The 1008-nt window shown below is 73.5% G+C and carries 1 protein-coding gene and 1 pseudogene; both read left to right on the top strand.

The annotated features are described in order from the left end of the window. Positions 1 to 327, top strand: a pseudogene (locus tag ABZU52_RS32510) (hypothetical protein); the annotation flags it as partial. A gap of 232 nt (positions 328 to 559) precedes the next feature. Continuing rightward, positions 560 to 901, top strand: a complete 342-nt coding sequence (locus ABZU52_RS32505; protein WP_030327608.1) for an RNA polymerase-binding protein RbpA — start codon at positions 560 to 562, stop codon at positions 899 to 901. Positions 902 to 1008 lie beyond the last annotated feature (107 nt).

Raw genomic sequence — 1008 nt, 5'->3', positions numbered from 1 at the left:
GCCGACCGGGCCCGCGACCGCGCCGAGGTCGCCGCCCGGCAGGCCGACGAGGCCCGGCAGGAGGCCGCGGAGCTGGCCGCGCGGCTGCGCGCGGAGCTGGCCGCCCTGACCGCGCACCGCGACACGCTCACCGCCGAACTGACAGTGGCCCGGCAGGCCGCGGCGACCGCCGAGGGGCACCGCACCGCCCTGACGGTACGGCTCGACGCCGCCGAGACCGACCGGGACCTGGCCCAGCGGCGGGTGGCGCAGCTCGGCGACCAGGTCAGCGACCTGGCGCTGGCGCTGGCCCGGCTCGGCGCCGCCACTCCCGGCGACGCCTCCTGATGATCGCGGCGCAACCTTCGGTAGGCTCGGGCGGTTAACCTCCCCGGTGGCCGCGGACACACACCGTTGTTCCGGACCCGCCTGGGGATCACCTGACCGGGTGACCGTCCCGGCCGGCTACCCTTGGTCCCGGCCCACCCGTGGACGCCTTACGCCCTCGGGCGGGAATGGCTCGGCGGGGACGCACCGTTACACCCAGAAGACCAGCACCACGAACGAGGGGAAGTCGATCATGGGCGAGCGTATGCTGCGCGGAAGCCGCCTTGGCGCGGTGAGCTATGAATCCGACCGCAACACGGAGCTCGCGCCGCGTCAGACCCGCGAGTACCTCTGCGCCAAGGGCCACCAGTTCGAGGTGCCGTTCGCCGTCGACGCCGAGGTCCCGACGACCTGGGAATGCAAGTTCGACGGCAGCGTCGCCCGACTCGTCGACGGCAGCGAGCCGGAGCAGAAGAAGGCCAAGCCGCCGCGTACCCACTGGGACATGCTTCTGGAGCGGCGCTCGATCGCCGAGCTGGAGGACATCCTGGAGGAGCGCCTGCAGGAGGTTCGGACCCGCCGCGGCCGCGCCTGAGCCGCACGACAACAACGACGGTCCAGTTCCGGCCGATACCCGCTCCGCAACACCGCGCCTCGGCGAACTCGGCGACCGCCTCCGGCGACAGCACCCCACCGGCCAGG

Source organism: Micromonospora sp. NPDC005220 (assembly GCF_040607895.1).
Taxonomy (GTDB): domain Bacteria; phylum Actinomycetota; class Actinomycetes; order Mycobacteriales; family Micromonosporaceae; genus Micromonospora.
Note: the sequence above shows the minus strand (reverse complement) of the source record. Positions and strands in the feature narration are given on the sequence as shown.

What these genes read in the sequence shown, in the direction of transcription:
- ABZU52_RS32505 (WP_030327608.1), top strand. Translation starts at nt 560, where the DNA reads ATGGGCGAGCGTATGCTGCGCGGAAGCCGCCTTGGCGCGGTGAGCTAT.